General features: G+C 73.7%; 5 protein-coding genes. 2 read left to right on the top strand and 3 right to left on the bottom strand.

All coding sequences use genetic code 11. The features are described from left to right. Positions 1-222: 222 nt before the first annotated feature. The gene (locus LQ51_RS04675; RefSeq protein ID WP_231605357.1) at positions 223-1,389 is read left to right on the top strand and encodes a D-alanyl-D-alanine carboxypeptidase family protein; all 1,167 of its coding nucleotides are present in this window, start codon (positions 223-225) and stop codon (positions 1,387-1,389) included. 507 nt (positions 1,390-1,896) lie between these two features. On the opposite strand, the gene LQ51_RS04680 is transcribed toward LQ51_RS04675, so the two are convergent. The 3 genes from LQ51_RS04680 to LQ51_RS04690 form a co-directional block, all read right to left on the bottom strand. Next, positions 1,897-3,078, bottom strand: coding sequence for an alanine--tRNA ligase-related protein (locus tag LQ51_RS04680; RefSeq protein ID WP_046563406.1), 1,182 nt, complete (start codon positions 3,076-3,078; stop codon positions 1,897-1,899). Between the two features lie 284 nt (positions 3,079-3,362). After that, positions 3,363-4,502 (bottom strand): fatty acid desaturase family protein, encoded by a 1,140-nt coding sequence (locus LQ51_RS04685; protein WP_046563407.1) that lies wholly within the window; start codon positions 4,500-4,502, stop codon positions 3,363-3,365. Between the two features lie 16 nt (positions 4,503-4,518). Further along, entirely contained in the window at positions 4,519-5,610 is a 1,092-nt protein-coding gene (locus LQ51_RS04690; RefSeq protein WP_046563408.1) for a ferredoxin reductase, read from the bottom strand. A gap of 83 nt (positions 5,611-5,693) precedes the next feature. Between LQ51_RS04690 and LQ51_RS04695 the strand changes: the two genes are divergently transcribed. Beyond that, the gene (locus LQ51_RS04695) at positions 5,694-6,920 is read left to right on the top strand and encodes a PucR family transcriptional regulator (protein WP_046563416.1); all 1,227 of its coding nucleotides are present in this window, start codon (positions 5,694-5,696) and stop codon (positions 6,918-6,920) included. The last annotated feature ends 13 nt before the right edge of the window (positions 6,921-6,933 follow it).

The raw sequence follows: 6,933 nt of genomic DNA on the forward strand, positions 1-6,933 counted from the left end.
CCGCGCCCGGCAGGTCGGGCAACCCCGCTGGTGGGTGCCGGGGCAGGTCGGGCAGCGCCGGTCGTAGCTGCCGGGCCAGGTCGCCCCGGCACCGGCCGGGCCGGTGTTCCGCCCCTCGACGGCACCGCCTCCGGCGGGCCACCGCCCGCCGCCGGTGCGTCCGACCCGGCTGCCCACCCCGGCGAGCGGCGTCGCCGGGTACTTCCCCTCGTCCTGATCCTCGTGCTGGCCGCGCTGCTCGGCTCGGGTGTCGCCGTACAACTGACCCGGGACCTTCCCACCGCCACCGTCACCACGTCGATCGCCGCCACCCTGCGCGTGCCGGGGCGAGCGCCGGCCCTGCCCTGGCCGAAGAGCGGCTCCGCGGAGTTGATGATCGAGGGCCTGGGCCGGCTCGGCGGCTCGGGGGGCGGCCCGGCCCAGCCGATCGGCAGCGTGGCCAAGGTGATGACCGCCTACGTCATCCTCAAGGAGCATCCGCTCAGCGGGGATGAGCAGGGTCCGACCCTGACGGTGACGGCCGCGGACGTGGCCGACTACCAGGCGCGGATTCCCAGCGGGCAGTCGCTGGTGCCGGTCGTCGCCGGCGAACGGCTCACCGAGCGGGACGCGCTGGAAGCCCTGATGCTCCCGTCAGCGAACAACATCGCCCACCAGTTGGCGGTCTGGGACGCCGGCAGCGAGGCGGCCTTCGTCGACAAGATGAACGCCGCCGCCGAGGAACTGGGCCTCACCGACACCCGTTACACGGACCCGAGCGGCTTCCTGCCGAGCACCGTCAGCACGGCGGCCGACCAGGTCGTCCTCGCCCGGGCCGCGCTCGCGATGCCGGTCTTCGCCGCCATCGTCGAGCTGCCCGAGGCCACCATCCCGGTCGCCGGACGGATCCGCAACTACAACGACCTGCTCGGCGTCGAAGGCGTCTTCGGCATCAAGACCGGCTCGACGGACGAGGCGGGCGGCAACCTCGTCTTCGCCGCCCGGCTGAAGGTCGGCGCCCGTACGCTGATCGTGGTCGGCGCGGTGTTCAACCAGCCCGGCACCGACACCCCCGAGCAACTCGCCGCGGTCAACACGGTGGTGCGCCGGCTGCTCGTGGCGGTGCGCCGCACGGTCAAGGAGTACACCCTGCTCGCCGCGGGTCCGGCCGGTGAGGTGCGGACCGCGTGGGGCGCCACCGCGCCGGTGGGCCCGGCGGAGGCGCTGAAGGTGATCGGCTGGCCGGGACTGGCGGTGCCGGTACGGGTCTCGACCGCCGCTCCGGGTGCCGAGGTCACCGCCGGCCAGGGCGTCGGCGCGGTCGAGGCGGCGGGCCGGAGCGTCGACCTGCGCGCCGACGCCACCACCGAGGGACCGTCCCTGTGGTGGCGCCTGACCCGCCGTCCGTAGCGCGCGCCGCGCCCGTCGCCGCGCCCCTGACGCCCTGGACGGGGGCCGGCCGTGCCGCCGCCTTCGGACACCACGACCTGCCGCAACTCGGGGCCACCGGCACCGCCGACGCCACGACCTGCCGCATGTCGGGGCCACCGACACCGCCGACACCACCACCTGCCCCAAATCGGGGCCACCCACCCAGCGGACAGCACGACCTGCCGCAAGTCGGGGCCACGGGCACCGCCCACACCACCACCTGCCGCATGTCGAGGCCAGCCACCGGAGGACACCACGACCTGCCGCAAGTCAGGGCCACGGGCACCGCCCACACCACCACCTGCCGCATGTCGAGGCCAGCCACCGGAGGACACCACGACCTGCCGCAAGTCAGGGCCACGGGCACCGCCGACAGCACGACCAGCGGCAAACCGGGGCCACCCGTCCAGGGGACAGCACGACGACCCGCGATCGGGACAGCGCCCGCCGACCGGTGGGGGTGGCGCGGGCCGGGGCGGCTGGCCGCTACGGCTCGATGACGGCCACGCTCAGCAGGCCGTCGACCAGGTCCCGGGGCAGGCCGTGGGTGTCGTGCAGCCAGTGGTAGTCCCGCTCCGTGAGCGGTCCGCGCGCCCGGACCCGGTCGACCAGCGGCCGGCCCCGCTCCAGCAGCCCGCGGAACCGGCGCTCCTCGTCCGCGACGACTGCGCGCAGCCGCCCGACGTCGGGCTGCTGCCGGAACCACCGCCCGGTGTCCCGGAACGGGTCGTCGGGCAGCTCGGCGAGGCTGCGCGACGGGTCGTCGCGCCACAGCGTGGTGAGCGCCCGGCGGAGCAGCCGGCGCAGCACGTAGCCGCGGCCGGTGTTGCCGGGGCGTACCCCGTCGGCGAGGACGACCACCGCGGAGCGCAGGTGGTCGGCGACGACGCGCAGCTCCGGCTCGCCCAGCGACCAGCGGTCGCGGACCGCCGCCACCCACGGGCGCAGCCGTTCGCCCTGGTAGACGTCCCGGCCGCCGGTGAGCACCAGCTCGAGGCGTTCCAGGCCCATGCCGGTGTCGATGCTGCACAGCGGCAGCGGGGTGAGCCGGCCGTCCGCGTGCCGGTGGTGGCGCAGCTGGACGTGGTTCCAGACCTCCATCCACCGTCCGTCGGTGCCGGGGGTGCCGGCCGGCGGCCCGTCGCCGGTCCACACGAAGATTTCCGAGTCGGGGCCGCACGGGCCGGTCGGCCCGTTCGACCACCAGTTTTCCGCGTCGTTCGCCTCGACCGGTACGCCCAGTGCGGTCCAGGTCCGCCACGCGGTCTCGTCCGGGCCGAGCTGCTCGTCGCCGCCGAAGACGGTGGCGTGCAGCCGGCCCGGGTCGATGCCGAAGCCCTCGGTGAGCAGCTGGTGACCCCAGCGGAGGCTGGTCGCGATGTCGTAGTCCCCCAGCGACCAGGAGCCGAGCATGTCGAAGACGGTCAGATGGGTACGGTCGCCCACCTCGTCCAGGTCGGTGGTGCGCAGGCAGCGCTGCACGTTGACCAGGCGCCGGCCACCGGGGTGGGGGCGGCCCAGCAGGTACGGGGTGAGCGGGTGCATGCCGGAGGTGGTGAAGAGCACCGGATCACCGGGCGGCGGGATCAGTGAACTCTCCGGCGCGTCCCGATGGTCGAGGCGGCGGTAGTGGTCGAGGAAGGTGCGGATGATCTCGTCGGGTGTCATGGCGTGGGCCTTCCGGGTTCGGTGCGGCCGGAAGGGTCCGCCGGGCCGGCGGTGGCCTGGACAGCACGACGCCGGCGGACCGTTTCCGGTCGCCGGCGGGAAAAGAGCAGGTCAGGCGGCGGCAACCGGCGAGCGGGAAGCTCGCGCGGCCGCGGCGGTGCTGGGACGCCTGATGTGCATGGGTCGAGGCTAGCGCGGCGGGGCGGCAACGCCCACCGCTTTCCCCGCGCGTTCCTGGGCAGCCGCGGTGAGCGGGACTGCCCAGGAACGTCGTGGCGGCGGGGTCAGGCGCCGGCGGAGACCAGCGGCGCCGGAGCCAGCGACTGGGCCTGCTTGCCGCGCCGGTTCGGCAGCGACAGCCGGAGCACCTTCCACCAGGCGGACGCGACCTGCTTGGGCAGCGGGCCGGTGGTGTACTTCAGCCCGTACCGGTCGAACAGCGCCCGGACCTGCGGGGCGATCTCCTGGTAGCGGTTGCTCGGCAGGTCGGGGAAGAGGTGGTGCTCGATCTGGTACGACAGGTTGCCGGTCATGATGTGCAGCAGCCGGCTGCCGCTGATGTTGGCCGAGCCGAGCATCTGGCGCAGGTACCACTCGCCCTTGGTCTCGCCCTCGATGGAGGTCTTCTCGAAGGTCTCCACCCCGTTCGGGAAGTGACCGCACATGATCACCGAGTGGCTCCACAGGTTGCGGAGCAGGTTGGCGGTGAAGGTGGCGGCCAGCGTGGAGAGGAACGACGGGCCGGACAGCAGCGGGTGCACCACGTAGTCCTTGAGCACCTGGCGGCGGATCTTGCGGCCGACCGCCCGGAGCCGGGCCCGGAACTCGGGGCTCTTGTGCCGGCCGTCGCGCAGGCTCTCTCCCAGCTCCAGGTCGTACGCGGCGATGCCGTACTCGAAGAAGCAGGCGTTGATCAGGTTGTACAGCGGCTGGCCCAGGTACGCCGGCTTCCACGGCTGGTCCTCGTCGACCCGCATGATGCCGTAGCCGAGGTCGTTGTCCTTGCCGACCACGTTGGTGAACCGGTGGTGCAGCTCGTTGTGCGAGCGCTTCCACTGGTCGGCCGGGGAGACGTGGTCCCACTCCCAGCTGGTGGAGTGGATCTTCGGGTCGCGCATCCAGTCCCACTGCCCGTGCAGGACGTTGTGCCCGATCTCCATGTTGTCCAGGATCTTGGCCACGGTGAGCCCGGCCGTGCCGACGACCCAGGCCGGCGGGAAGAGCGAGAAGAGCAGCACCGCCCGGCTGCTGATCTCCAGGGTCCGCTGCGTCTTGATCACCTTGCGGATGTAGCGGGCGTCCCGCTCACCCCGGTCGGCGATCACCCGGTCCCGGATCGCGTCCAGCTCCTTGCCGATGATCTCGATGTCCTCGGCGCTCAGGTGGGCGATCGGGTTGTCGGCCTTCTTCTGGATCACGGTCACGTGGGGTGGCCTCCTGTCAGAGTTCGATGTCGCAGGTACCGGCGGCCGCCGACACGCAGGTCTGGATGCGTACGCCGTCGCCGGGGACGGCGGTGGTCAGGTCGCCGTTGCGCAGGTCGCGCACCGCGCCCTGGCGCAGCGGGACCACGCAGCCGAAGCAGATCCCCATCCGGCAACCGGACGGCATCAGCACCCCGGCGTTCTCGCCGGCGTCCAGGATCGGGGTGGCGCCGTCCGCCTCGACGGTCACGCCGCTGCCGGTGAACGTCACGGTGCCGCCCTCCCCCGGCGAGATCACGGTGGGTCGGAACCGCTCGGTGTGCAGCCGGTCGACGAGCCCGTTCACCGTCCAGTACCCCTCAACCGCGTCGAGCATGCCGACCGGCCCGCAGGCCCAGGCCTCCCGGTCGAGGTGGTCCGGCACCAAGGTGTCCAGCTCGGATACCCCGAGCAGGCCGTCGGCCTCGGTGTGCCGCTCGACCAGCCGCAGCGCGCCCGCCTCGGCCATGGCCCGCAACTCGGCGCCGAAGATGACGTCGGCGCGGGTCGGCGCGGAGTGCACCAGCACCACGTCGGCGCGGTCCGGCAGGCCGGCCCGGAGCATCGCCATGACCGGGGTGATCCCGCTGCCCGCGGTCAGGAAGAGCACCCGCTCGGGAGCCGCGGCGGGCAGCGTGAAATCGCCCTGCGCCTGGTCGAGCTGGACGATCGTGCCGGGGCGTACCCGGCGGACCAGGTGGTTGCTGACCTTGCCGTCCGGGATGGCCTTGACGGTGATGGCGATCCGGCCGTCGCGGCTGGCCGGCACCGAGGTCAGCGAGTACGCCCGCCACTGCCGCACCCCGTCGACGTCCACCCCCAGCCGGACGTACTGTCCGGGCCGGTGGCCCCGCCAGCCCCGGCCGGGCTGGATCACCACGGTGGCCGCGTCCCGGGTCTCCGGGCGGACGGCCACGATCCGGCCGCGCAGCGCCGCGCCGGAACGCAGCGGCGCGACGAGGTCGAGGTAGTCCTCCGGCAGCAACGGGGTGGTGACCGTCTCGGCCAGCCGCAGCAGCCGGGTCCGGAAGGAGGCCTTCTGGGGGCGGCGCGGGACAGTTGTGGTCATATGACCAGGGTGACCGCGTGATCGCATAACATCTTGACCGGCAAAGGTGAAACAGTCGTAGGTTTTTGTTCGGGGAGAACAAGATGTCGGACGAGCCCGGGATGCCCCACCGCGCCGCCCGCCTCGACCTGGACGAGCAGGTGGCCGGCCTGCTGCGGGACCGGCTGCCGCTGGTGGCCGAGCGCACGGTCAGCGCGATCACCGCCGAGGTGCCCGACTACTCCGGCGCGCTCACCGGCACCATGCGGGAGAAGATCGAGAACGCCGTCCGCATCGCCCTCGGCACGTTCCTCCAGCTCATCGAGGGCGCCCAGCCCACCGACCCGAGCACCCCGCTCACCCCCGCGCTGGAGGCCGCGTACGCGCTGGGCAGCGGGGAGGCGCGCTCCGGCCGGAGCATGGACGCGCTGCTGGCCGCGTACCGGGTCGGGGCGCGGGTGGCCTGGCGGGAGGTCTCCACCACCACGGTACGCAGTGGCCTGTCCGCCGCGACGGTGGCCGAGTTCGCCGAGCTGATGTTCGCCTACATCGACGAGCTCTCCGCGGCCAGCGTGGCCGGGCACGCCGACGAGCTGGCCAGCGCCGGGCGGGTGCGGCGCCGCTACCTGGAGCGGCTCACCCAGCAACTGCTGGCCGGCGAGCCGGAGGAACTCCTGCGCCGGGGCGCCGAGCGGGCCGACTGGCCGCCGCCGCAGACGCTCACCGTCGTGCTGCTGCCCCGGCGGAACCTGCGCGCCGTGCTCGCCCTGCTCAGCCCGCACACCCTGGAGAGCGGCGAGGACCTGCCCGGCATGGACCCGGCCGAGGAACTGGCCGTACTGCTGGTGCCGGACATGCACGGCGGCCGGCGCCGGCAGCTCGCCCGGCTGCTGCACGGGCACCGGGCGGTGCTCGGACCGGCCCGGCCCTGGCACCGGGTCACCGCCTCCTACCAGCGGGCCATCCGGGCGCTGGCCCTCGGCCTGGGCGAGCCCGACGACGCGCCGGTCGACACCGAGGAACACCTCGCCGAGCTGCTGCTCAGCATGGACCCGGAGGCGCTGGCCGACCTGCGGGCCCAGGCGCTGCGCCCGCTGGCCGCGCTCCCCCCGGCCACCGCGCACCGGCTGGCCGAGACGCTGCGGTCCTGGCTGCTGCACCAGGGCCGCCGAGAGGACGTGGCCGCGGAGCTGTTCGTGCACCCGCAGACCGTCCGCTACCGGATGGGCAAGCTCCGCGAGCTGTACGGCGACCGGCTGCACGAACCGGCGACGGTGCTCGCCCTCACCCTGGCCCTCGCGATGCCGCCGGCTCCGCCACCCGCCGACTGAGCGCGGGCCGCCC

The organism is Micromonospora sp. HK10, assembly GCF_000982955.1.
Lineage (GTDB): Bacteria > Actinomycetota > Actinomycetes > Mycobacteriales > Micromonosporaceae > Micromonospora.